Below are 24,595 nucleotides of genomic sequence, written 5' to 3' on the forward strand. Positions count from 1 at the left end.
AAGTTTGCGCTGATTAGATGGCGCCGGTGAATGCGCGAGAAACTGAGGGTCAGGCATTGCGCCCGGACGAGGTGCTTGAGCGGGGACGAAAACGTGCCACGCGCGCCGCACCCGACTGCGCCCGTGTACGCACGCCGGATCGGGCCTTGTACCACTGCGGCGTGGCGCCCTGCTTGAGGCGCCACTTCTTTTTGGGGTGTTTGTACTCGGGGAAACTGATCATGCCGGACAGCTCGCCGCTGGAAGCTGAGCCGGTGGTTTCAGCCCAGGACTTCTCGAAGTCGCTGGCATTGGTCTGGATGGTGTTTTCGACGTCGCGGGCGGCGCCTTCCATCGTTTCCTTCATCTTCTTGAGCTCGTCCAGCTCCATGGAGCGGTTGACCTCCTGCTTGACGTCGGCAACGTAACGCTGCGCCTTGCCCAGCAGGGTGCCCACCGTCCGCGCCAGGCGCGGCAGTTTCTCCGGACCAATCACGATCAGGGCCACAGCGCCTATCAGCGCGATTTTCGAAATGCCAAGGTCAATCATTCGGGATCAGCACGCAGGAACGGGCGAGCCTGGCGAGACTGCATTGCAAGCCAGGGCCGCGGGTCCGGCTTTGGCCTGTCCTGAGCCTGTCGAAGGGCCGTCCCGCAGGCGCAGCGGCCCCTTTTCCAGTGCAAGGGGCAGCGAGCCGCCGCAGGCTCGCAGTGGCAAGCGTGGGGGCCATTCAAGACTTCTGCTTGGCTTCCACGTCAATCGTGGTCTTGTCAGCCGTCTGCGCGTGGCTGACCTGGCCGGCCGGCGCATCTTTGTTGGCATCGGCGGCACTCTGGCCGCCTTCTTTCATGCCGTCCTTGAACCCCTTGACCGCGCCACCAAGGTCGCTGCCCATGTTCCTGAGTTTTTTGGTGCCGAACACCATCACGACGATCAACAGCACGATCAGCCAGTGCCAAATGGAAAATGAACCCATGTTTCTCTCCTAATCTCTAATTGCAAGCTTGCACAAACATTGTGTCCATTCTAAATGGCCTTGCCACAGGGATGGACGGGAATCACCCGCATTGACCACCTCGCAACACACCTGCCTTAATTGGGACCCGGTCCGGCGGCTGCAAGTGGGCATTTACCCTTCCAACGGACGGAGGATTCCTTAACTCAACCGGGGCCGCGGGTCCGACCTTGGCCTGTCCTGAGCCTGTCGAAGGGCCGGCCCGCAGGCGCAGCACCCCCTCGGGGGGCAGCGACCCGCGCAGCGGCGGAGCGTGGGGGCTAACCCTTCAACCAAGGCCTGGGGCCGCCCATCACGTGGATATGCAGGTGGTGCACTTCCTGCCCGCCCTCCGTACCGGTGTTGACCACCATGCGGAAGCCGCCTTCGGGATAGGGGTTGCAGCCCTGTTCAGCCGCCAACCGCGGCGCCAGCGCCATCATGCGGCCCAGCAACGCCGCGTGTGCCGGTTCTACCTGCGCCATCGACGGTATGTGCACTTTGGGAATCATCAGGAAATGCACCGGCGCCCAGGGGTGGATGTCGTCGAACACGAAGATTTCTTCATCTTCGTACACCTTGCGGCTGGGAATCTGACCGGCGGCGATCTTGCAGAAAATACAGTTGCCGGGGGCATGGACAGGGGGCTGACTCATTGGATGCTCTTGCGAAAAAAAGGATCAGACGAGTGGAACGCTGCGGGCAGGCCGGTTGCTGTTGAAACGTGTCCAGCCGCGCACGCAGCGATACAGGTACCAGAGCCAGACGATGCAATAGGCAATGGCCCCCGGGAGAAACAACAGCAACCACAGCGGCGACAGCAGCACCAACCACATCAAGGTCCACCAGAAGGTCTGGATCATGTAGTTGTGGTGGTCAATGTAAAGCGCATCAGACTCTTCGGCGCGCCGCACGTAATTGACGATCAGCGCAATAACGGCAAAAACGCCGCCGCTGAACCAGGCCAGCGTGTGCAGGCCGTAGAGCACATGCATGACGATGCGATCGTTGGGGTTTTTGGAGTCGAATTCGGCCAGATCGGTTTCACTCATTTTTATCCTCTTTGGTTCCTGTCTTTATTTTTCAGCAGCTTCGCGGCCCTGCGCCTTGCGCAGGGCTTTTTCCTCGATGCCGCTGGTGCCTTCGCGACGCTCCAGCTCGGCGATCACGTCGGCCGGCGACAGGCCGTAATGTGCCAGCGCAATTAGGCTGTGAAACCACAGATCGGCCACCTCGCCGACCAGTTTGGCAGGGTCACCACCATGATCCAGGTCTTTCGCCGCCATCACGGTCTCCGTGGCTTCCTCGCCGATTTTTTTCAGGAAGGCGTCCGGGCCCTTGTGCAGCAGGCGCGCAACATAACTTGTGTCCGGGTCGCCGCCACGGGCCGGCTTGCGGCTTTCAATGATTTGCGCGAGGCGTTGGAGGGAGTCGTTGGAAGTCATGGCCTGTTTGTCTATTTGTATATGGTTGTCGGGTCCTTGAGGACCGGCTCGGTCACCACCCACTGACCGTCTTTGTACAGACTGAAAAAGCAGCTGTGGCGCCCAGTGTGGCAGGCAATGCCCGGTTCGTGGCCCAGCTGCGTCACCTTCAGCAAAATGACATCGTTGTCACAGTCCAGCCGGATTTCGTGCACGGTCTGCAGATGGCCGGATTCTTCGCCCTTGTGCCACAGGCGCCCGCGCGAACGGCTGTAGTAGACCGCCTGGCCCAGTTCCGCGGTTTTCTGCAGCGCCTCGCGGTTCATCCATGCGAACATCAGCACGTCGCCGCTGGCGGCTTCCTGCGCAATGACAGGGATCAGGCCCTTGTCGTCCCAGCTGACTTGATTTAACCAGTTCATGGTGTGTATTGTCCAAGATTGCGTTGAACACCTGTATTGCAAGACATGCCATCACGGGGGACACGCAAACGCCGGCTTGATCGAGCTCAGACCCGCTATTAAATCAGTAGCTACTGGAGCCCGCCTTTATTGGGCAAAGATCCAAAAAGGCTTAAAAATTCTACAGACGTACCGGGATGCCACGCTGAGCCATATGCTGCTTGGCCTGCTGCACCGTGTATTCGCCGTAGTGAAAAATGCTGGCGGCCAGTACCGCGTCGGCGCCACCGAGCTTGATGCCATCGGCCAGGTGGTCCAGGTTGCCGACACCGCCCGAAGCGATGACCGGCACGCTGACCGCATCGCTGACGGCACGGGTCAGGGCCAGGTCAAAGCCGGACTTGGTGCCATCGCGGTCCATGCTGGTTAGCAGGATCTCGCCAGCGCCGCGCCGCGTCATCTCGGTGGCCCAGGCGACGGCATCAAGCCCGGTGTTCTTGCGTCCGCCATGGCTGTAGACATCCCAGCCCGGTCCGCGGGATAGCGCTTCCTCGTCGGAGCGGCGTTTCGCGTCGATGGCCACCACAATGCACTGCGCACCGTACTTGGCCGAGGCGTCTTCAATCACCTGCGGATTGGCCAGCGCGGCTGAATTGAAACTGGTCTTGTCGGCACCGGCATTAAGCAGGCGGCGCACGTCTTCAACAGTGCGCACACCGCCGCCCACCGTCAGCGGAATGAACACCTGGGACGCCACTGCCTCGATGATGTGCAGAATCAGGTCACGGCCGTCGCTGGTGGCCGTGATGTCCAGAAAGGTCAGCTCGTCGGCGCCCTGCTCGTTGTAGCGCGCGGCAATCTCGACAGGATCGCCGGCGTCACGCAGCTCGACAAAATTGACGCCTTTGACGACGCGGCCACCGGTGACATCGAGGCAAGGAATAATTCGTTTGGCGAGCAAGATCAGATCCGGTGGAAATTCAAACCAAGGCTACCGTGGAACCGGCTCTGCCGGGCCACCAGTGGCGCCCCCCGGGGGGAGGCGGCCAGAGGCCGTTTCGGGGGGTTACCCATTTAGCTCATCGGCTTTGGCTTGGGCAAGGGCAAAGTCCAGATCACCGCTGTAAATCGAACGACCGCAGATCACGCCTTCGACGCCCTCATCTTCCACCGCACATAGCGCTTCGATGTCGGCCATGTTGGACAACCCGCCGGAGGCGATGACAGGAATCGTCAGCGCCTGCGCGAGCCTGACGGTGGCCTCGATGTTGATGCCGCTGAGCATGCCGTCGCGGCCGATGTCGGTGTAGATGATGGACTCGACGCCGTAGTCCTGGAACTTCTTGCCCAGGTCCACCACCTCATGTCCGGTCATCTTGCTCCAGCCGTCGGTGGCGACCTTGCCGTCCTTGGCGTCCAGGCCGACGATGATGTGGCCGCCGAAAGCGGTGCAGGCGTCCTGCAGGAAGCCGGGGTTCTTGACTGCCGCCGTGCCGATGATGACGTAGCGCAGGCCTGAATCCAGGTAACGCTCGATGGTGTCCAGGTCGCGGATGCCGCCGCCCAGCTGCACGTCGATCTCGCTGCCCACTTCGGCCAGGATCTTGCGGATGGCCGCCTCGTTTTTCGGCTTGCCGGCAAACGCGCCGTTCAAGTCCACCAAGTGCAGGCGGCGCGCGCCCTTGTCCACCCAGCTTCGCGCCATGGCAGCCGGATCTTCGCTGAAGATGGTGGACTGGTCCATGTCGCCCTGTTTGAGGCGCACGCAATGGCCGTCTTTCAAGTCAATCGCGGGGATGAGTAGCATGGGCGGTGAAGAGGCTTTGAAGGAGGGTTGGGAGGGGTGAAGCAGTGCGGGTGCGGGCAGATGCGGGCAGGCAAAACCCTGGAATCAGGGGTTCCAGTGCAGGAAGTTGCGGTAAAGGGCCAGTCCGTGGTCTGCGCTTTTTTCAGGGTGAAACTGCGTGGCGAAAATATTATCGCGCGCAACCGCAGCCGTAAAGCGCGCGCCGTAGTCGGCCTCGCCCGCAGTGTGGCGTGCATCCGACGGACGCGCGTAAAAACTGTGCACAAAATAAAAGTAAGCGCCATCCGGTACGCCAGACCACACCGGATGGACGGGCGCCGTCTGATAAACCTGATTCCAGCCCATTTGCGGCACCTTGTAACGGCTGCCGTCGGGCTGGAACTTTCCGGCCAGCTCAAACTTGACAACCTCGCCAGGAATCAGCCCCAGGCCGCGCGTGCCCTGCCCGCTGCGTCCCTCCGAGCTGTGGTCCAGCAGCATCTGCATGCCGACACACACACCAAACAGGGGCTTGGTGGCGGCGGCAACAAGCACTGCCTCCAGCATGCCGGAGGCCTGCAGGTCATGCATGCAGTCGGCAATGCCGCCCTGACCGGGCAGCACGACGCGGTCTGCATCCAGCACGTCCTGGGCACTGGAGGTGACCAACACGTCAAAACCGTTGCCATTGGCGACGTGCCTGACCCCTTGCGACACCGAGCGCAAATTGCCCATGCCGTAATCCACCACCGCGACTTTCTTGAGCTTTGCCATCAGGATGAAGTTTTGCTACGATTTTTATAGCTGCTTGCGCCCGTGCAGCAAGGGCTGGAGGCCAAAAACATATGAAGGCTAGTTACAGCGAGCCCTTGGTTGAAGGAATCACGCCCGCAGCCCGCGGGTCGATCTCCAGCGCCATGCGCAGGGCCCGGGCGAAGGCCTTGAAGACGGTTTCGGCCTGATGGTGGGCGTTGTCGCCCTTGAGGTTGTCGATGTGCAGGGTGACGAAAGCGTGGTTCACAAAGCCCTGGAAGAACTCGTAGGCCAGCTGGCTGTCGAAAGTACCGATCATGCCGCTCTTGAAAGGCACGTGCATGTCAAGGCCGGGTCGGCCCGAAAAATCGACCACCACGCGCGACAGCGCTTCGTCCAGCGGCACATAGGCGTGGCCGTAGCGGCGCAGGCCTTTCTTGTCGCCGACGGCCTGGGCCACCGCCTGACCGAAAGTAATACCGACGTCTTCCACCGTGTGGTGGCCGTCAATGTGCAGGTCGCCCTTGGCCTGGATGTCCAGGTCAATCAAGCCGTGCCGGGCAATCTGGTCCAGCATATGGTCGAAAAAACCGATGCCCGTGGACAGGCTGGCCTTGCCCGTTCCGTCCAGGTTGAGCTTGACGGTGATCTGGGTCTCGGCGGTGTTGCGCGAGACTTCGGCGGTGCGCGGTGCCATGGCGGCGGTAGGGGTGGTCATAGTGATTCTTTGAGGGCTGCCAGCATCTGCCGGTTCTCGTCGGCGGTGCCGACGGTCAGGCGTAGGCAATTGGCCAGCAATGGATGCATTTTAGAAACGTTTTTGACCAGCACCTTGCGTGCCCGCATGCCATCGAAGGTTTTCTGGGCATCGGGCACCCGCACCAAGATCATATTGGCGTCGCTTTTCCAGGTTTTTATGCCCGGCAGCCCCCGCAGCGCTTCCAAAAGGATAGCGCGCTGCTCCCGTATTTCCTGGGCTTGCGTCGCAAATACCTCGGCATGTTCGAGCGCAAACAGCGCGCACTCGTAGTTGAGTACGCTGATGTTGTAGGGCGGGCGCACCTTGTCAATCTCGGCGATCAGCGCTTTCGGACCCACCATGTAACCCAGGCGGACGCCGGCCAGGCCGAACTTGCTCATCGTGCGCATCAGCAGCACGTGGCTGTGGCCGGCAATGCGGCCCATGTAGCTTTTGCTGGCAAAGGGCTGGTAAGCCTCGTCGAACACCACCAGGCCGGGCGCCGCCGCAATGATTTTGTCGATAACGGCGTCGTCCCACAGGTTGGCGGTCGGGTTGTTCGGGTAGGCAATGTAGATGATGGACGGCTGGTGTTGCTTGATCGCAGCGAGCATGGCGGCCTCGTCCAGCTCGAAATCAGGCGTCAGGGGCACACCGATGAACTTCAGACCTTGCAGCTGGGCGCTCATGCCGTACATCACAAAGCCGGGCAGCGGCGCGAGGATGGAGGCGCCCGGCACATCGCAGGCCATGGCCAGCAGCGAAATCAGCTCGTCCGAGCCGTTGCCCAGCATGATGTCGAAGCCTTCGGGCATCTGCGCGTAATCGGCCAGCGCCTTGCGCAGGTCGTTGACACGACCGTCCGGGTAGCGGTTCAGCGCCAGGGCGCCCAGGCGTTGGCCCAGGTGTGCCTGCAGCGCCGGCGGCAGGCGATGCGGGTTTTCCATCGCATCGAGCTTAACCATGCCGGTCGAATCCTGGATGGCATAAGCGTGCATGGACTGCACGTCTTGCCTGATCAGTTTTTTGAGCCCGGGGGCAACGTCGTTCATTGTTTTTTCAATCTCATTTCGGCAGCGCGGGCATGCGCCTGCAGGCCTTCGCCATAAGCCAGCTCGGCAGCAATCTTGCCCAGCGTCTGCGCACCGGCTTCGCTGACTTCGATGATGCTGGAGCGTTTCTGGAAGTCGTACACGCCCAGCGGGCTGGAAAAACGCGCGGTACCGCTGGTGGGCAACACGTGATTCGGGCCGGCGCAGTAGTCACCCAGCGATTCGCTGGTGTAGGCGCCCAGGAAGATGGCACCGGCATGTTTGAGCAGGGGTTCCCACTTGTGCGGGTCGCGGCTGGAGACTTCCAGGTGTTCGGGCGCAATGCGGTTGCTGATGGCGCAGGCTTCTTCCATGCTGCGGGTGTGGATCAGCGCACCACGGTCGTTCAGCGACTTCGCAATGATTTCGGCGCGGGGCATGCCAGGCAAGAGGCGGTTAATGGCTTCCTGAACGGCGTCGATGTAGGCGGCATCCGGACACAGCAGAATGCTTTGCGCCAGCTCGTCGTGTTCGGCCTGGCTGAACAAATCCATGGCCACCCAGTCGGCCGGTGTGCTGCCGTCGGCCAGCACCAGGATTTCGCTGGGACCGGCAATCATGTCGATGCCCACCGTGCCAAAAACGCGTTTCTTGGCGCTGGCCACATAGGCGTTGCCGGGGCCTGTGATCTTGTCGACCTTGGGCACGGTTTGCGTGCCGTAGGCCAGTGCGGCCACCGCCTGCGCGCCGCCGATGGTGAAGGCGCGCGTGACACCCGCCACGTAGGCCGCAGCCAGCACAAGCTCATTGCGCTCGCCTTTGCTGGAAGCAGCCTGATTGCCCGAGCCGCCCGTGGCCACACTGCCGCGCACCGGCGTGGGCACCACCATGATGATCTCTTGCACCCCGGCCACATGGGCGGGGATGGCGTTCATCAGCAAGCTGGACGGGTAGGCCGCCTTGCCGCCAGGAACGTAAATGCCCACGCGGTCCAGCGGCGTGACCTTCTGGCCCAGCAACGTGCCGTCTTCGTCGCGGTAGCTCCAGCTCTCGCCGGAGGCCTTCTTCTGGGCCTCGTGGTAGCTGCGCACCCGCGCGGCGGCAGCCTGCAGCGCCTCACGCTGGGCAGCGGGAATGGCATCAAACGCAGCCCTGAAATCTGCCTGCGTCAGTTCCAGCCCGGCCATAGCCCCGGCCGACAGGCCATCAAACCGCGCCGTGTATTCCAGCACGGCAGCATCACCGCGTTTTTGCACGTCGGCCAGGATGTCGGCCACGCGCTGCTCGATCGCCGCGTCAGTATCGGCCGCCCAATGCAGGCGAGCCTGAAACTCTGCCTCAAAAGTGCTGCTGGCCGTTGAAATACGGACGGGAGTAGCTATAAAATTCATAGCGCTTTCAGGCGGTAGGTTTGCCGATAGCGGAGGCAAAAGCATCGATGATGCTGCGCAGCGGCGCCTGCTTGAGCTTGAGCGCGACCTGGTTGACCACCAGGTGCGAGCTGATGTCCATGATTTGCTCGACCTCGACCAGGTGGTTGGCCTTGAGCGTGTTGCCGCTGCTGACCAGATCGACAATCGCATCGGCCAGGCCCGTCAGGGGTGCGAGCTCCATGCTGCCATAGAGCTTGATCAGGTCCACGTGCACGCCTTTGGTCGCGAAAAAATCGCGTGCGATGCTGACAAACTTGGTTGCGACCTTCAGGCGCGAGCCCTGCTTCACGGCGGCCTCGTAGTCAAAACCGGCACGCACCGCCACACTCATGCGGCATTTGGCAATCCGCAGGTCTAGCGGCTGGTACAGGCCCTGGCCGCCGTGCTCGATCAGCGTGTCCTTGCCGGTCACGCCGATGTCTGCACCGCCGTACTGCACATAGGTCGGCACATCGGTGGCGCGCACCAGCACCACCCGCACGTCGGGCCGGTTGGTCGCCAGGATCAGCTTGCGCGATTTTTCCGGATCTTCCAGCACCTTGATGCCGGCCGCTTCAAGCAGCGGCAGGGTTTCGTCGAAAATGCGGCCTTTGGACAGAGCGAGCGTGATCATGCTTGCGACTCCTGGTTGACGAGCGTGATCATGATTTGATCCGTTCTATATCGGCACCAATGCCGCGCAGCTTGGCTTCCATCTGGTCGTAACCGCGGTCCAGGTGATAAATGCGGTCCACCAGGGTTTCACCCTCGGCCACCAGGCCGGCAATCACCAGGCTGGCAGAGGCACGCAGGTCGGTCGCCATCACCGTGGCGCCGGAGAGTTTTTCAACCCCGTCGATGACCGCAAACTTACCGTCGATCTCGATCTTCGCGCCCAGCCGCACCATCTCGTTGACGTGCATGAAGCGGTTCTCAAAAATCGTTTCTGTTACCTTGCTCGAGCCTTCGGCGATGGCATTGAGCGCCATGAACTGTGCTTGCATGTCGGTCGGGAAACCGGGGTACTCGGTGGTGCGGAAGGACTGCGCCTGCATCCGCCCCGAAGCCTGGACCCGGATGAAGCCGTCGCCAGCAGTGACGACGGCACCGGCCTCGCGCAGCTTGTCGATCACGGCTTCGAGATGGTCGGCCCGGCCATGACGCAGCACCACATCGCCGCCCGCCGCTGCAACCGCACACAGGAAAGTGCCTGTTTCGATGCGGTCGGCCACCACCTGGTGCGTGCAGCCATGCAGGCGCTCAACGCCCTGGATGCGGATGCGGCTGGTTCCATGACCCTCGATCTTCGCGCCCATCTTGATCAGCATCTCAGCCAGATCGCCGATCTCGGGCTCCTGCGCCGCGTTTTCAAGAATGGTTTCTCCCTCGGCCAGGCTGGCTGCCATCAGGAAGTTTTCAGTCCCGGTCACAGTGACCATGTCGGTCGTGATGCTGCAGCCCTTGAGCCGCTTTTGTCCAGCCGGCAGTTTGGCAATCATGTAGCCGTGTTCAACCACGATGTCGGCACCCATGGCCTGCATGCCCTTGATGTGCTGGTCTACCGGCCGCGAGCCAATGGCGCAGCCGCCGGGCAGCGAGACGGTGGCTTCGCCGAAACGCGCCAGCAGCGGGCCCAGCGCGAGCACAGAGGCACGCATGGTCTTGACCAGTTCGTAGGGTGCTTCAGGGGAGCTCAACCCGCCCGCATTGATGATGACGGTGCCGGGGGTACTGTCGTTGCGCTCGGCGCTCACGCCCATGTTGCGGATCAGTTTGAGCATGGTGGCCACGTCCTGCAGGCGAGGCACGTTCTCCAGCGTGACCGTGTCAGCGGTCAGCAGCGCTGCGCACAGCTCGGGCAGGGCGGCATTCTTGGCACCCGAAATGTCGACGGTGCCGGCGAGCGATTTACCGCCCCTGATGAGTAGTTTGTCCATGTGTTTGTCTATTCTTGTGCGTTGCTGGCGGCCCATTCGGCCGGCGTGTAGGTTTTCATGGACAGGGCATGCACTTCATCGCTCTGCATGCGCCCGCCCAGCGTCGCATAGACGCGCTGGTGACGCTGGATCAGGCGCTGGCCTTCAAAAGCGGCAGACACAATGGTGGCATACCAATGCCTGCCGTCGCCGGACAGGTCAATGTGCTCACAGGGCAGGCCTGCGGCAATGATGGTTTGGAGTTCTTCGCTGGTCATGTTTTTTTGTCAGGCTGGTAATTACTGTTGTTTCGCTGAAACGGCATTTTTCAGCCAGGGCCGCGGAACCGGCTTTGCCGGGCCGCAGGCGCAGCGCCCCCTCGGGGGGCAGAGAGCGACACGGAGTGCACGAACGTGGGGGCCATATGTTCAGTGCCTGATTTTGTAGCCAATACGCAGCAAATTCACCGCGACACCACTAATGACCAGCAAGGCAGCGCCGACTATGGCCAGACTCAACCAGGGCGAGACATCGCTAACGCCGAAAAAGCCGTAACGAAAACCATCGATCATGTAGAAAAACGGGTTCAGGTGGCTAACGGTTTGCCAGAACGGGGGCAGCGAGTGGATGGAGTAAAAAACGCCACTCAGGAATGTCATGGGCATGATGACGAAATTCTGGAAGGCCGCCATCTGGTCGAACTTCTCTGACCACAAACCGGCAATCAGGCCCAACGCGCCAAGCAGCGCCGCCCCCAGCACCGCGAACACCACAATCCACAGCGGCGCAGTGAAGCTGGGCTGGCCAAAATAAACAGTGACCACAAACACACCCAGGCCGACCGCCAGCCCCCGCACGATCGACGATCCGACATAAGCAAAAAACCAGTGCCAGTGCGACAGCGGCGTCAGCAGCACAAACACCAGGCTGCCCATGATCTTGCTCTGGATCAGTGAAGACGAGCTGTTGGCGAAAGCGTTTTGCAGCACGCTCATCATGACCAACCCCGGCACCAGAAAAGCCGTGTAGCTGACGCTACCGTAGACCTTGACCTGGTCCTGCAGTACATGGCCAAAAATCAGCATGTACATGACGGCCGTGAGAATGGGCGCGCCCACGGTCTGGAAGCCGACTTTCCAGAAACGCAGAACTTCCTTGTAAAACAGGGTCTGCCAACCAGTCATGCCGGCACTCCTGCAGGCATGCCGATTTTTTCGGCCATCACCTCAAGAAACACGTCTTCCAGGTCGGCCTTGCGGATCTCCACATCCTCCGCCACCAGCCCGGCCTCGCGGATGGCGCTGAGGTATTGCTCGATTTCATGCGCGTTGTGCGCCGGCAGCTGCACAATGCGGCCGGTGATGCGGGCCTTGTCAGCCAGCGCTTTGGGGAGTTCGCTGTCGATCTTGAAGCGCAGCACGTTCGATGAAGCCGCCTTGAGCAGTTCGGATGTCTGTGCCAGCGCCACCACACGCCCTTGCTTGAGCATGGCGACGCGACTGCACAGGGCTTCTGCTTCCTCCAGGTAGTGGGTGGTCAGCAGCACCGTGCTGCCCTGCTTGTTCAGTCTGGCGATAAATTGCCACAGGGTCTGGCGCAGTTCCACGTCGACGCCGGCTGTGGGCTCGTCGAGCACGATGACCCTGGGTTTGTGCACCAGCGCCTGCGCCACCAGCATGCGGCGCTTCATGCCGCCCGAGAGCTGGCGCATGTTCGCGTGGGCCTTGTCGGTCAGCCCCAGACTGGCCAGCAGCTCATCAATCCAGTCGTCGTTGTTTTTGACGCCGAAATAACCGGACTGGATGCGCAGCGCCTCGCGTACCGTGAAAAAGGGGTCAAACACCAGCTCCTGCGGGACGATGCCCAGCATGCGCCTGGCATCGGCATAGTCGCTCACCACATCGCGGTCGTGCACCAGTACCCGGCCGCTGCTGGCCCGCGAGAGTCCCGCCAGAATGCTGATCAGGGAGGTTTTTCCAGCGCCGTTGGGTCCCAGCAAGCCAAAAAATTCGCCTTGCCGGATATCAAAACTGACGTTGTCCAGCGCCCGCACACCGGGACCGGTCTGGCTTCGAGTCGATGGGTAGGTTTTGGAGACGGACTGGAATGAGATAGCGGGCATGAGCCAGCTATTTTAAGGGGGCAAGCGCGCAGTCTGCCGGCTCCGTCCCAGATAAGGGCATTACGCCCCGCCAGATCTGACGCCTGCCCTGCCGCTTCGGCTCAAGTAGCTACCGGGAGCAGCTCTTCCACCCCGTAAAGGCCGGCAAGTTGACGCAGACGGGCCGGCAGAGCCAGCACCGAAAAGGTCTTGCCAGCGGCCAGAGCCTCCCTGCGGCACGCCAACAAGACCGCCAGCGCCGAAGAGTCAAATGTGACCAGTGCGCCCGCATCCGCCACCACCACCCCTCCGGTCTGGGCGAGCAACTGCGGTTTCAGTTCCCTGAACGCCGGCTCAGCCAAGTCGTGTGTCAATTGCACCGGAAATATCAGCACAGACGTTTTCCCTGGCGTTCAGGACTTTTTGGCAACGCTGTTGGTCTGGTTGCGTTGGGCCAGCGCAGCGATCAGGCCATCCACACCCTTGGTGGAGATTTCCTGCGCAAACTGGGTGCGGTAGGTTTCCACCATCCAGATGCCGAGCACATTGAGGTCATAGATTTTCCAGCCGGTGGGCGTTTTTTCCATGCGGTAGTCAAGCTGGATCGGCTCGCTTCGTCCGATGACTTCGGTGCGCACCACCACTTCGGTATCTGCAGGCGCTGCGCGCAGCGGTTTCACACTGACAGTCTGGTCCTTGACCTGGGAAAGTGCCCCGGAGTAGGTACGGACGAGCAGGATCTTGAATTCCTCCTGCAGGCGTTTTTGCTGTTCAGGCGTGGCCTGGCGCCAATTGCGCCCCACTGTAGCCGCGGTCATGCGGGTGAAATTCACATGAGGCATGACCTTGCCGTCCACCAGCGAAATGATCTTGCTGATGTCTCCGGACTGGATAGCCTTGTCAGACTTGATGGTGTCCAGCACTTCGTTGGAGGTACGCTTGATCAGGGCATCAGGCGCCTCATCGCCGGCACGCGCCAGAGATCCTGCGCCCAGCAGCGCCAAGGACAAAGAGGCACCCAAAATATGACTGAAAATTCGACGGTTCATGGTTTCCTTTCGGGGTCTTCAAAATACTGCCAGCCCAAGGTTGGGCATTCATCGGCAGTATTTGATTTGACAGGGTTTCGTGTAGCTTGGTTCAGACTGCTTGGTGAAGTTCCAGCACGGGATGTAAGCGATCTTTACTTGGCCGGAGCCTTGACCGGAGCGTTTGACCGGCCTTCGGGCAGGTCGTACCGCTCTTCAGTGTCCCCATTGGTTTCAAAAACAGCACCGCGGCGCTGAAGGTAGGAGTCACGCGTAAAGCTGTATTTGTCCAGTGCAGCCTGGTCAAGAACATCACCCGCACGCAGCAGGCTGGCCCGAAGATCGACAACACGCAGCACATAAAGTGAATTCCGGGTCGGCACATGGTCGATCTGCAGCACGAGATCGCCCTTGGTATCCACAATCAACGCGGCCGAATCGCGTACCGTGGAGGAGCCCAACACCGGCAGCACGAGGTAAGGCCCGGTGCCAACACCCCAGCGTCCGAGGGTCTTGCCGAAGTCTTCGCGGTGCCTTTCTATGCCCATCTCGGTGGCCCAGTCCAGCAGGCCGCCAAAGCCAAGCACGGTATTGACGCTCACCCGCATCAAACTGTCGACCGCCGCTTCCGGCTTGGCCTGAAGGACATTGTTGACCAGGGACCAGACATCCGAGAGATTGCCGAAAAAGTTGTTCACGCCCGTGCGTACCGGCGACGGCACAACACCCTGGTACGCCTGCGCCACCGGCTTGACGATGGCATCGTCCAGACCATCGTTGAAACGGGACATGCTGCGGTTGAAGGGTTCAAAAGGATCGCGCGGGTTGGGTCCGGTCGCGCAGCCCTGCAACAGTGCAAGAGCCATTAAGGCGGCCCCCAAGCCGGGCCATTTCATCGTGATTCGTGTTTTCATTTTTTATCGTTATTCCCTGAAGGCGGTGTATTTGCCGGACTGGAATTGCCGTCCGCCGCCTTGCTGTACAAAAATTGGCTGATCAGGTTTTCCAGCACCACGGCCGACTGTGTCTGTTTGATCACATCACCCGCAGCCAGAGTTTTCTCGTCAGCACCCGCTTCCACGCCGATATATTGTTCGCCCAACAATCCGCTCGTCAGAATCTTCAGCGAGCTGTCCTTGGGGAACACGTACCGACTTTCCATGGCCAGATTAACACTGGCTTGATAGGATTTGTCATCAAATGTAATATTTTCTACTCTACCGACAATTACTCCCGCACTTTTGACGGCGGCGCGTGGCTTTAAACCACCAATGTTGTCGAATTTGGCGACCACCGGGTAAGAGGTGCTGAAGCTGAGCGTCAACAGGTTGGCCGCCTTCAAAGCCAAGAAAACAATGGCAGCTGCGCCCACCAAAACAAACAGGCCGACCCAGAGGTCATTTTTCGAGCGTTGCATCTTGGTTCCTAGGAGTGCACGGCATCTGGCATACGCCAAGCCAGAGGCAGAAAGCTGATTTTCGCATTGGGAGAGGGCATTGGTAAGGTGACATAAATCACACGCTGAACATCAGTGCGGTAAGAATGAAATCAAGGCCGAGCACCGCCAGCGACGCGAGCACCACAGTGCGCGTGGTCGCTCGTGCCACACCTTCGGGTGTGGCTTGAGCCTCAAAGCCCTGGAACAGCGCAATAAAGGTGACCGTCACGCCAAACACAAAGCTTTTGACGACACCGTTCCCGACATCGCGCCAGACATCGACACCGGATTGCATCTGGCTCCAGAAAGCGCCGGCGTCCACGCCGATCATCAGCACGCCAACCACCCAGCCGCCCAGAATGCCCACTGCGCTGAAAACCGCTGCCAGAAGGGGCATGGCGATCACACCGCCCCAGAAGCGCGGGGCCAGAATGCGGCGTACGGGGTCCACCGCCATCATCTCCATGGCCGACAACTGTTCACCGGCTTTCATCAAGCCGATTTCCGCAGTCAGGGCAGTACCCGCCCGCCCGGCAAACAGCAGCGCCGTAACAACCGGGCCAAGTTCACGCACCAAGCTCAAGGCAACGAGTAAACCCAGGGCTTCCGAAGATCCGTAGCGCTGCAGCGCGTAATAACTCTGCAAGCCCAGTACAAAACCGACAAACAGGCCCGAGACGGTGATGATGGCCAGCGAGTAGTTGCCCAAAAAGAAAATCTGGTCGCGGATCAGACCAAACCTGGCGAAAGCCGGCCCGGTCAATGACAGCAGCCGGAACATCATCCGGGCACCGTAGCCGATCTCGACCAACTTGCAGCGCGTGGCAAAGCCCAGGTCGGCGACCATGCGGATAAGCGGAGACTGACTCATGCGCGCGGCCCCTTGCGCGTTACCGCCTGCGGCCCGAAATCGTCGGACACATTGGGACCCGGGTAATGGAACTGAACCGGCCCTTCCGCAAGCGCGTTGACGAACTGGTGCACCAGCGGGTCGGTGGAGTGGCGAACTTCATCAGGCGTGCCCTGGGCCGCGATGCCGCCATTGGCCAGAATGATGACCTTGTCGGCAATGCGGAAGGTTTCCTCCAGGTCGTGCGACACCACAACGCTGGTAATGCCCAACGTGTCGTTGAGCTGGCGTATGAGCTGTGCAGCTGTTCCCAGAGAAATCGGGTCGAGCCCCGCGAAGGGTTCGTCGTACATGATCAGCTCCGGATCCAGCACCATCGCACGGGCGAGCGCCACACGCCGCGCCATGCCGCCGGAGATCTCGCTGGGCATCAGGGCCCGGGCACCGCGCAAGCCGACGGCGTTGAGTTTCATCAACACCACATCGCGGATCATTTCTTCGTTCAGCGCGGTGTGCTCGCGCAGTGGAAAGGCCACGTTGTCAAACACGCTGAGGTCGGTGAACAGCGCGCCAAACTGGAACAACATGCCCATGCGCCGCCGCGCGGCATACAGGTCTGCCTGGCCCATGGCTGTGACGTTGCTTCCGTCAAACAACACCTCGCCGCTGCCGGCCTTCTGCTGGCCACCTATCAGGCGCAGCACGGTGGTTTTGCCGCCTCCGGAGGCCCCCATCAGCGCCGTCACCTTGCCTTGCGGCACCGACAATGTGATGTCGTTCAGGATGACGCGATCACCCTGTGCACCAGGATAGGCAAAGGTTACATGCTTGAATTCAACAAGAGGGGGCGCGCTGTCAGACATTGGGGGGATGAAAAACCGGCCCGAGCGGCAGGTTTCGATTGCAATGCCTGAATGATAAAGGGTTTGCCCCAAGTCGCCGGCTTCAACAGCTGACATAACCCTTAAACCCCATCCCATGAACATGGGGCGAAGTCCCGGAAACCGACAAGAAGCCCCTGCAAGAACCCATTCAGCTCTTTCTTCAAGGGAAATCGGCATCTTGCCCTTATGTTACGGACGCCAGCAGCTCTTATTTTGATAGCAAATCAATGACTACCTTGCACCTTCCCACTGGGCCCCTGCCCCCTGCAATCCACCGGTCATTCGCAGAGTTCACCTTTTTCAGCGAGGCAGGTCGCTGAAACCCATCAAGAATTCGTCGACGGAACGTGCAGCCTGCCGGCCCTCGCGCCGCGCGGGCGTCAGCCTGCGCGATCGTCAAGCCGCCCCACCGGGGCGATTTGCGAGGGCCGATGCTGTTTCAGCGCGGCAGGTCGCTGTACCCCATCAGAAACTCATCGACTGAACGCGCATCCTGCCGGCCCTCGCGCGCCGCGCGGGCGTCAGCCTGCGCGATCGTCAAGCCGCCCCACCGGGGCGATTTGTGAGGGCCGATGCTGTTTCAGCGCGGCAGGTCGCTGTACCCCATCAGAAACTCATCGACTGAGCGCGCAGCCTGCCGGCCCTCGCGAATCGCCCACACCACCAGGCTCTGGCCTCGGCGCATGTCGCCCGCAACAAAAACCCTGGGCACGTTGGTCGCATAACCACCGGTGAAATCCGTCGTCGCCCTGGCGTTGCCGCGCCCATCCCTTTCGATGCCGAAGGCATCGAGCACGGCCGCCACAGGAGCGACAAAACCCATGGCGAGCAGTACGAGGTCGGCCTTGAGGGTCTGCTCGGAGCCCGCCACTTCCTGCATCTTGCCGTCCTTCCATTCGACGCGCACGGTTTTCAGGCCGGTCACCTTGCCCTTGTCGCCAATGAGCTCCTTGGTGGAAATGGCAAATTCGCGCTCGCAGCCTTCCTCGTGGGAGGAAGAGGTGCGCAGTTTGATGGGCCAGTACGGCCATGTGAGCGGCCGGTTTTCTTCTTCGGGTGGTTGCGGCATCAATTCGAACTGGGTCACGCTGGCCGCGCCATGGCGGTTGCTGGTACCCACACAGTCGGAGCCGGTGTCGCCACCGCCGATGACGATGACATGTTTGCCGTCGGCGCGCAGCTGGTCCTTGACCTTGTCGCCCGCATTGACCTTGTTTTGCTGCGGCAAAAATTCCATTGCGAAATAAATACCGGTCAGGTCACGGCCAGGTACCGGCAGGTCACGTGATTGTTCGGCTCCGCCCGTCAGCAAGACCGCATCGAAGTCTTTTTGCAGTTGCTCAGGCGTGATGGTTTCCTTGGCCCAGTTGGTCACTTTCGAGTCTTTGCCAAGCGGGTCTTTGGTCTTGCCGACCAGGACACCCGTGCGGAAGGTAACGCCTTCGGCCTGCATCTGTTCAACCCGGCGGTCGATATGGATCTTCTCCATTTTGAAATCCGGGATGCCGTAACGCAGCAAACCACCGACACGATCATTCTTCTCGAACAGGGTCACATCATGGCCGGCACGCGCCAGCTGCTGGGCAGCAGCCAGCCCGGCGGGGCCGGAACCGACCACGGCTACCTTTTTGCCGGTTTTGTGCGCCGGTAGCTGGGGGCGAACCCACCCTTCGGCCCAGGCCCGGTCGATGATGGCGTGCTCGATGGACTTGATGCCAACAGCATCGTCATTCACGTTGAGCGTGCAGGCAGCTTCGCAAGGCGCCGGGCAAATGCGGCCGGTGAATTCCGGGAAGTTGTTGGTGCTGTGCAAAGTTTCAATCGCACTCTTCCAGTCCGCGCGAAACACCATGTCATTAAAGTCAGGAATGATGTTGTTGACAGGGCAGCCGCTGTTACAGAACGGCGTGCCGCAATCCATGCACCTTGCCGCCTGCTTGTTGGCCTGCGCATCATCGAGTCCGATGACAAACTCTTTGTAGTTTTTCAGGCGTTCGGGTACGGGTTTGTAACCCTCCTCAACGCGCTCGAATTCCATGAAACCGGTAACTTTTCCCATGTGCTTGCTCCAGATACTTTTTTAGGCAGTGGCTTTGCTTGCTTTTGCAGCTGCCGGTTTGGACGACGGTTTGACAGCCGCGGCAACTGCCAGCTTTTTCGCAGCCATTTCGCCCAGCGCGCGCTTGTACTCCAGCGGGAAAACCTTGACGAACTTGCCGCGAGCCTCCGCCCAGTTGTCCAGCAATTCGCGAGCGCGCTTGCTGCCGGTCCAGCGGTTGTGGTCCTCGAGCAGTTTTTTCAACTGCGATTCATCGGTCCTGCCGCCATGCCAGATCGCCTCGTCGCTGCCAGCCTCCTGTTGCGCCGCGGGCAGCACTTTTTCCAGCGACACCATGGATGTGTTGCAACGTTTGGCGAACTGGCCGTCTTCGTCGTACACATAGGCTATGCCGCCACTCATGCCGGCTGCAAAATTGCGACCCGTCTTGCCCAGTACCGCCACCGTGCCGCCGGTCATGTATTCGCACCCATGGTCCCCAGTGCCCTCGACCACCGCCGTGGCGCCCGACAGGCGCACGGCAAAACGCTCGCCCGCCACGCCGCTAAAGAAAGCCTCGCCAGTGGTTGCGCCATACAACACCGTGTTGCCAACAATGGTGTTTTTGACAGCTTCACCGCGGAAATCAATGCTCGGACGCACCACAATGCGCCCGCCCGACAAGCCCTTGCCGGTGTAGTCGTTCGCATCGCCGATCAAATACATGGTGATGCCTTTGGCCAGGAAGGCACCGAAAGACTGCCCTCCCGTTCCTTCCAGCTGGATGCGAAGCGTGTCGTCGGGCAAGCCCTCGGGACGGCGGCGCGTCAATTCACCCGAGAGCATGGCCCCGACGGTACGGTTGACGTTGCGTGCCACTTCGATGAACTGGACCTTCTCGCCGTTTTCGAGCGCCGCTTTTGATTTTTCAATCAGGCGCACATCCAGGGCCTTGTCCAGGGAATGATCCTGGGCCATGACGTGCATGCGCGGTACGTCGGCCGGCACGTTGGGCTGGTAGAACAACCGCGAGAAGTCCAGGCCATCGGCTTTCCAGTGTTCAATTCCCTTCTGGGTGTCGAGCAGGTCAGCGCGCCCGATCAGGTCGTCGAACTTGCGAACGCCGAGCTGGGCCATCAGCTGACGCGCCTCTTCCGCAACGAAGAAGAAGTAGTTCACGACGTGTTCGGGCTTGCCGCTGAATTTCTGGCGCAGGATCGGGTCCTGCGTCGCAACGCCAACAGGACAGGTGTTCAGGTGGCACTTGCGCATCATGATGCAGCCTTCCACCACCAGCGGCGCCGTGGCGAAGCCGAATTCATCGGCGCCCAGCAACGCACCAATCACCACATCGCGACCCGTCTTCATCTGACCGTCGGCCTGCACACGAATACGACCGCGCAGTCGATTGAGCACCAATGTCTGTTGGGTTTCAGCAAGACCAATTTCCCACGGAGAGCCGGCATGCTTGATCGACGACCACGGCGAGGCACCGGTTCCGCCGTCATGGCCCGCAATCACAACGTGGTCGGACTTGGCCTTGGCCACACCGGCGGCAATCGTGCCGACACCCACTTCACTGACCAGCTTGACGCTGATGCTGGCGCGCGGATTGACGTTTTTCAGATCGTGAATCAGCTGAGCCAGATCTTCAATCGAGTAGATATCATGATGCGGTGGCGGCGAGATCAGGCCAACGCCTGGAACGGAATAGCGCAGCTGTCCGATGTACTCACTGACCTTGCCGCCAGGCAGCTGGCCACCCTCGCCCGGCTTGGCGCCCTGGGCCATCTTGATCTGGATCTGGTCAGCGGACACCAGGTATTCCGCGGTCACGCCGAAACGGCCCGAAGCGACCTGCTTGATGCGCGAGCGCAACGAATCGCCGTCCTGCAAAGGCAGGTCCACTTCGACCACGCTTTCGCCGATCACACTCTTGAGCGTTTCGCCCTTCTTGATCGGAATACCTTTGAGTTCCTGGCGGTAGCGGTTCGGGTCTTCACCGCCCTCACCGGTGTTGCTCTTGCCGCCGATGCGGTTCATCGCAACGGCCAGCGTGGCATGCGCCTCTGTGCTGATGGAGCCCAGCGACATGGCGCCCGTGGCGAAACGCTTGACGATCTCTTTGGCTGGCTCGACCTCGTCAATCGGAATCGCCTTCGACGGATCGATCCTGAACTCGAACAGGCCACGCAGGGTCATGTGCCGGCGGTTCTGGTCGTTGATCAGCTGGGCGTATTCCTTGTAGGTGTTCCAGTTGTTCGATCGCGTCGAATGCTGCAGCTTGGCAATGGCATCCGGCGTCCACATGTGGTCTTCGCCACGCACGCGCCAGGCATATTCGCCACCGGCATCCAGCATGTTGGCCAGCACAGGATCGTTGCCGAAAGCCGCTTTGTGCATGCGCAGCGCTTCCTCGGCGATTTCAAACACGCCCATGCCCTCCACCTGGCTGGCGGTACCCGTGAAGAACTTGTCGATGGTGGCGCGGTTCAGGCCGATGGCCTCAAACAGCTGGGCGCCGCAATAGCTCATGTAGGTGGACACACCCATCTTCGACATGATCTTGGACAGGCCTTTTCCAATGGCCTTGGTGTAGTTGTAGATCGCCTTGTCTGCACTCAAATCTCCAGGAAGATCTTTCGCCAGTTCGACCAGGGTTTCCATTGCCAGATAGGGATGCACAGCTTCCGCACCATAACCGGCAAGCACAGCGAAATGATGCACTTCGCGGGCAGAGCCGGTTTCCACCACCAGGCCCGCCGTCGTGCGCAAACCCTCCTTGACCAGATGCTGGTGAATGGCAGACAGCGCCAGCACGGCAGGGATGGCCACTTGCGCCGCGCTGATAGCGCGGTCGCTGACGATCAGGATGTTCTTGCCGCTCTTGATCGCGTCCACCGCCTCGGCGCACAAGGACGCGAGCTTGGCTTCCACGCCTTCGTGACCCCAGGCCAGCGGATAGGTAATGTCAAGGGTGTAGCTCTTGAATTTTCCCTGGGTGTGCGCTTCGATATCCCGCAGTTTCAGCATGTCGGCGCTGTTCAGCACCGGCTGGCTGACTTCCAACCGCATCGGCGGATTCACCTGGTTGATGTCGAGCAGGTTGGGCTTGGGACCAACGAATGACACCAGCGACATCACGATCGCTTCGCGGATCGGGTCGATGGGCGGGTTGGTCACTTGTGCAAACAACTGCTTGAAGTAGTTGTAGAGCGGCTTGTTCTTGTTGGAAAGCACGGCCAACGGACTGTCGTTGCCCATGGAGCCTGTACCTTCCTCGCCGTTGACAGCCATGGGGGACATCAAGAACTTGATGTCTTCCTGCGTATAGCCAAACGCCTGCTGCCGATCGAGCAGGGAATGCGATTCGTTCAGGCCAGAGCTGGATGCAGAAGTGGCGCTTGCCTCGTCAGAGCCCATCTTCATGCCGTCGGTCGGCGCGGGCACGGCGGTTGCCTGCACATCGTCAAGCCGGATGCGAAGGTTTTCGATCCACTGCTTGTAGGGCTTGCTGTGAGCCAGTGTCGCCTTGATCTCTTCATCGTCGACCATGCGGCCCTGCTCCAAATCGATCAGGAACATCTTGCCGGGCTGAAGGCGCCACTTGCGCACAATCTTGTTTTCAGGAATGGGCAGCACACCTGATTCCGAGGCCATGATGACGAGGTCGTCATCAGTGACGCAGTAGCGCGACGGACGCAAGCCGTTGCGGTCCAGCGTGGCACCGATCTGTCGGCCGTCGGTGAACACGATGGAGGCCGGGCCGTCCCACGGCTCCAGCATCGCGGCGTGGTATTCATAGAAGGCCTTGCGGCGTTCGTCCATGGTGATGTGCTGCTCCCAAGGCTCAGGGATCATCATCATGACCGCCTGGCTGATCGGGTAACCCGCCATGGTCAGAAGCTCGAGGCAGTTGTCGAACGTGGCCGTGTCGGACTGGTCGGCAAAGCTGATGGGATAGAGCTTCTGCAGATCGGCGCCGAGCACCGGCGAAGACATCACGCCTTCGCGGGCTTTCATCCAGTTGTAGTTGCCCTTGACGGTATTGATCTCGCCGTTATGCGCAACATAGCGGTAAGGGTGGGCCAGCGGCCACTCGGGAAAAGTGTTGGTCGAAAACCGCTGGTGCACCAGGCCAAGGGCAGAAACGCAGCGCAAATCCTGCAGGTCCAGATAGTAGGTGCCCACTTGATTGGCCAGCAGCAGTCCTTTGTAGACCACGGTACGGCTGGACATGCTCGGAACGTAGTATTCCTTGCTGTGCGTTAGCTTGAGCCGTTGAATCGCAGCACTGGCTGTTTTACGAATCACATACAGCTTGCGCTCAAGTGCATCCTGCACGATCACATCGTTGCCCCGGCCAATGAAAATTTGCCGCAAGATGGGCTCTTTTTCGCGCACGGTCGGCGACATCGGCATGTCACGGTTGACCGGCACGTCGCGCCATCCCAACAAAACTTGGCCTTCCACGCGCACGGCACGCTCAAGGGCCTGCTCACAGGCCAGGCGGGAGGCGTGTTCTTTCGGAAGAAAAACCATGCCGACGCCATATTCGCCGGGAGGAGGCAGGTTCACGCCCTGTTTGGCCATTTCTTCACGGTACAGAGCGTCCGGGAGCTGGATCAGGATACCGGCACCGTCACCCATCAACTTGTCGGCGCCGACTGCGCCGCGATGGTCCAGATTTTCAAGAATCTTCAAACCCTGCTGAACAATGGCATGGCTTTTTTGGCCCTTGATATGAGCTACAAACCCTACGCCGCAAGCGTCATGCTCGTTCGAGGGACTGTAAAGGCCGTTCTGTTCAAAATGTGTAATTTCAGCTGCCGTGGTCATGGCGCACTCCTGGTCGGAGGAAGGACAGCCGAAATGCAAAGCGCATTTTTATGACCATCCACCCTAATTCTTGAATATGTCGCGGGAAAACGAGCATAGTGCAGTGCAACAACAATGCCAAGCAAAATAATTGGGGTCAGATAACTATTAATTTACCTTGGCCCCTTCAATAATTTAATTAGGGACATATTAAGTTCACCCATGCTCGCACCTTCGAGTCGAAGGCTTAGCCCATGACTGATTTTCTTGAGGGGCGGCCTGCCCGGGTTTTAACCACCCTGCGTTCAGTCCCTTTTTGCAGCTCGGCGACAAAATCGGGAGTCCCCAGGGCCCAGCCACCAAGCACCGACTGGGTCAACGCCAACTGGTGAACAGCCGAAACGCCCGCCTGCACCTGTTCTGCGTAGGCTGCCTCGCGCCCAAAAGGGGTGTTTCCCAGCGCCCAGAACAAGGAATGCGGTGTTACCACTTTGTCGCTGCGCAAGCCCACATAGTGGCCATGACTCGACCAGGGATAGTCGCGTGCCTCGAGTACCAGCCCGGCCCGCACTGGATTGAGATCCATATAAGCCATGCAAGGCAGAAGCCAGGACTCGGGCTGAATCAACGCTGAACGATAGCGCCCCTCCCACAGAGTGCCGGAGCGCCCCTGACTGTCATTGAAATAGCGGACATAACGTCTGCCCACTGCCTGCATCATCCGGGGGACGGAGTCCGCAGCTTCAGGCGTGACCAGCAAATGGAAATGGTTGCCCATTAGCACGTAGGCGTGAACTGCCACGGCATTTTTTTTGGCCTGCTCTTCGAGCAAGTCCAGCAGGGTCTGGTAGTCCGCTGGAGATGAAAAAATCGCCTGCCGGTTGTTACCGCGCTGGACAATATGGTGCAGTTGTCCAGGAAGACTCAGACGGGGAAGGCGGGCCATGACGATGTGCGCTGTTGTTCAGCACCATCATAGTAGGGGAAGCCAATCCGGCGCCT

At 60.3% G+C, this 24,595-nt stretch carries 26 protein-coding genes; all 26 read right to left on the reverse strand.

What is annotated here, in order from left to right; translation table 11 throughout:
• Window positions 1-49 precede the first annotated feature (49 nt).
• Window positions 50-529, reverse strand: a complete 480-nt coding sequence (gene tatB / locus B0B52_RS12805; protein WP_077594019.1) for a Sec-independent protein translocase protein TatB — start codon at window positions 527-529, stop codon at window positions 50-52.
• A 181-nt stretch (window positions 530-710) separates the two neighbouring features.
• Window positions 711-956: a Sec-independent protein translocase subunit TatA gene (gene tatA, locus B0B52_RS12810; RefSeq protein WP_077594020.1), complete on the reverse strand. Its 246-nt coding sequence runs from the start codon at window positions 954-956 to the stop codon at window positions 711-713.
• Window positions 957-1,255: 299 nt separating this feature from the next.
• On the reverse strand, window positions 1,256-1,630 hold the full coding sequence (locus tag B0B52_RS12815; RefSeq protein ID WP_077594021.1) for a histidine triad nucleotide-binding protein: 375 nt from the start codon (window positions 1,628-1,630) through the stop codon (window positions 1,256-1,258).
• Between the two features lie 24 nt (window positions 1,631-1,654).
• Window positions 1,655-2,026 (reverse strand): hypothetical protein, encoded by a 372-nt coding sequence (locus B0B52_RS12820; protein WP_077594022.1) that lies wholly within the window; start codon window positions 2,024-2,026, stop codon window positions 1,655-1,657.
• Window positions 2,027-2,050: 24 nt separating this feature from the next.
• Window positions 2,051-2,419: a phosphoribosyl-ATP diphosphatase gene (locus B0B52_RS12825; RefSeq protein WP_077594023.1), complete on the reverse strand. Its 369-nt coding sequence runs from the start codon at window positions 2,417-2,419 to the stop codon at window positions 2,051-2,053.
• Between the two features lie 11 nt (window positions 2,420-2,430).
• Window positions 2,431-2,820: a phosphoribosyl-AMP cyclohydrolase gene (gene hisI / locus B0B52_RS12830; protein ID WP_077594024.1), complete on the reverse strand. Its 390-nt coding sequence runs from the start codon at window positions 2,818-2,820 to the stop codon at window positions 2,431-2,433.
• Between the two features lie 160 nt (window positions 2,821-2,980).
• Window positions 2,981-3,760, reverse strand: a complete 780-nt coding sequence (gene hisF, locus B0B52_RS12835) for an imidazole glycerol phosphate synthase subunit HisF (protein WP_077594025.1) — start codon at window positions 3,758-3,760, stop codon at window positions 2,981-2,983.
• A 105-nt stretch (window positions 3,761-3,865) separates the two neighbouring features.
• Complete coding sequence (hisA, locus tag B0B52_RS12840; RefSeq protein ID WP_077594026.1) at window positions 3,866-4,606, reverse strand: 1-(5-phosphoribosyl)-5-[(5-phosphoribosylamino)methylideneamino]imidazole-4-carboxamide isomerase; 741 nt, start codon at window positions 4,604-4,606, stop codon at window positions 3,866-3,868.
• Window positions 4,607-4,690: 84 nt separating this feature from the next.
• The gene (hisH, locus tag B0B52_RS12845; RefSeq protein WP_174575493.1) at window positions 4,691-5,359 is read right to left on the reverse strand and encodes an imidazole glycerol phosphate synthase subunit HisH; all 669 of its coding nucleotides are present in this window, start codon (window positions 5,357-5,359) and stop codon (window positions 4,691-4,693) included.
• An 82-nt stretch (window positions 5,360-5,441) separates the two neighbouring features.
• Window positions 5,442-6,056, reverse strand: coding sequence for an imidazoleglycerol-phosphate dehydratase HisB (hisB, locus tag B0B52_RS12850; protein WP_077594028.1), 615 nt, complete (start codon window positions 6,054-6,056; stop codon window positions 5,442-5,444).
• Complete coding sequence (gene hisC / locus B0B52_RS12855; RefSeq protein WP_077594029.1) at window positions 6,053-7,129, reverse strand: histidinol-phosphate transaminase; 1,077 nt, start codon at window positions 7,127-7,129, stop codon at window positions 6,053-6,055. The genes hisB and hisC overlap by 4 nt, the downstream gene beginning before the upstream one ends.
• Entirely contained in the window at window positions 7,126-8,499 is a 1,374-nt protein-coding gene (hisD, locus tag B0B52_RS12860) for a histidinol dehydrogenase (RefSeq protein WP_077594030.1), read from the reverse strand. The genes hisC and hisD overlap by 4 nt, the downstream gene beginning before the upstream one ends.
• Before the next feature lie 7 nt (window positions 8,500-8,506).
• Window positions 8,507-9,154 (reverse strand): ATP phosphoribosyltransferase, encoded by a 648-nt coding sequence (hisG, locus tag B0B52_RS12865; protein WP_077594031.1) that lies wholly within the window; start codon window positions 9,152-9,154, stop codon window positions 8,507-8,509.
• Between the two features lie 28 nt (window positions 9,155-9,182).
• Complete coding sequence (gene murA / locus B0B52_RS12870; RefSeq protein WP_077594032.1) at window positions 9,183-10,457, reverse strand: UDP-N-acetylglucosamine 1-carboxyvinyltransferase; 1,275 nt, start codon at window positions 10,455-10,457, stop codon at window positions 9,183-9,185.
• Window positions 10,458-10,465: 8 nt separating this feature from the next.
• Entirely contained in the window at window positions 10,466-10,714 is a 249-nt protein-coding gene (locus tag B0B52_RS12875; RefSeq protein WP_077594033.1) for a BolA family protein, read from the reverse strand.
• 150 nt (window positions 10,715-10,864) lie between these two features.
• On the reverse strand, window positions 10,865-11,620 hold the full coding sequence (locus B0B52_RS12880; RefSeq protein ID WP_077594034.1) for an ABC transporter permease: 756 nt from the start codon (window positions 11,618-11,620) through the stop codon (window positions 10,865-10,867).
• Complete coding sequence (locus B0B52_RS12885) at window positions 11,617-12,558, reverse strand: ABC transporter ATP-binding protein (RefSeq protein WP_077594035.1); 942 nt, start codon at window positions 12,556-12,558, stop codon at window positions 11,617-11,619. The genes B0B52_RS12880 and B0B52_RS12885 overlap by 4 nt, the downstream gene beginning before the upstream one ends.
• Before the next feature lie 101 nt (window positions 12,559-12,659).
• Entirely contained in the window at window positions 12,660-12,932 is a 273-nt protein-coding gene (locus B0B52_RS12890) for a lipid asymmetry maintenance protein MlaB (protein ID WP_077594036.1), read from the reverse strand.
• Window positions 12,933-12,950: 18 nt separating this feature from the next.
• On the reverse strand, window positions 12,951-13,586 hold the full coding sequence (locus tag B0B52_RS12895; RefSeq protein WP_077594037.1) for a phospholipid-binding protein MlaC: 636 nt from the start codon (window positions 13,584-13,586) through the stop codon (window positions 12,951-12,953).
• A 134-nt stretch (window positions 13,587-13,720) separates the two neighbouring features.
• Entirely contained in the window at window positions 13,721-14,479 is a 759-nt protein-coding gene (locus tag B0B52_RS12900; protein WP_077594038.1) for a VacJ family lipoprotein, read from the reverse strand.
• Window positions 14,476-14,982 carry an outer membrane lipid asymmetry maintenance protein MlaD gene (gene mlaD, locus B0B52_RS12905; RefSeq protein WP_077594039.1) on the reverse strand — a complete coding sequence of 169 codons (507 nt, stop codon included), beginning with the start codon at window positions 14,980-14,982 and terminating at the stop codon, window positions 14,476-14,478. Before mlaD ends, B0B52_RS12900 begins: the two co-directional genes overlap by 4 nt.
• A gap of 97 nt (window positions 14,983-15,079) precedes the next feature.
• Entirely contained in the window at window positions 15,080-15,874 is a 795-nt protein-coding gene (gene mlaE / locus B0B52_RS12910) for a lipid asymmetry maintenance ABC transporter permease subunit MlaE (RefSeq protein WP_174575494.1), read from the reverse strand.
• Window positions 15,871-16,716 carry an ABC transporter ATP-binding protein gene (locus B0B52_RS12915; RefSeq protein ID WP_077594105.1) on the reverse strand — a complete coding sequence of 282 codons (846 nt, stop codon included), beginning with the start codon at window positions 16,714-16,716 and terminating at the stop codon, window positions 15,871-15,873. Before B0B52_RS12915 ends, mlaE begins: the two co-directional genes overlap by 4 nt.
• Before the next feature lie 601 nt (window positions 16,717-17,317).
• Window positions 17,318-18,796: a glutamate synthase subunit beta gene (locus B0B52_RS12920; RefSeq protein ID WP_077594041.1), complete on the reverse strand. Its 1,479-nt coding sequence runs from the start codon at window positions 18,794-18,796 to the stop codon at window positions 17,318-17,320.
• 21 nt (window positions 18,797-18,817) lie between these two features.
• Window positions 18,818-23,614, reverse strand: coding sequence for a glutamate synthase-related protein (locus B0B52_RS12925; RefSeq protein ID WP_077594042.1), 4,797 nt, complete (start codon window positions 23,612-23,614; stop codon window positions 18,818-18,820).
• A 226-nt stretch (window positions 23,615-23,840) separates the two neighbouring features.
• Entirely contained in the window at window positions 23,841-24,539 is a 699-nt protein-coding gene (locus B0B52_RS12930; protein ID WP_077594043.1) for a transposase, read from the reverse strand.
• Window positions 24,540-24,595: the final 56 nt, after the last annotated feature.

The organism is Polaromonas sp. A23, from assembly GCF_002001015.1.
Lineage (GTDB): Bacteria > Pseudomonadota > Gammaproteobacteria > Burkholderiales > Burkholderiaceae_C > Polaromonas.